A 233-nucleotide genomic window follows, 5' to 3' on the forward strand; every position below is an offset into this window, starting at 1 on the left:
TCCACTTCTGGTTGGCCGGCACCGGGCTGATGCACGTCCACAGGTGCACGATCGTGCTGTCCGCGGAGTTGTTGCCCGACACGTCCAGGCACTTGCCCGACTGCGGGTTGCGCAGCGTGCCGTCGCTGTTCGGCGCCCAGTTCTGCGCCCCGGACCCGTTGCACGTCCACAGCTGGATCTTCGTACCGTCCGCGGAGCCACCACCGGACACGTCCAGGCACTTACCGAGCGCC

General features: G+C 67.8%; 1 protein-coding gene. It reads right to left on the reverse strand.

All coding sequences use genetic code 11. From position 1 onward, the window contains the following. The coding region (locus tag OP18_RS50945; RefSeq protein WP_162189958.1) for a ricin-type beta-trefoil lectin domain protein at positions 1 to 233 on the reverse strand (233 nt) is incomplete at both ends.

Source organism: Dactylosporangium aurantiacum, from assembly GCF_000716715.1.
Classification (GTDB): domain Bacteria; phylum Actinomycetota; class Actinomycetes; order Mycobacteriales; family Micromonosporaceae; genus Dactylosporangium; species Dactylosporangium aurantiacum.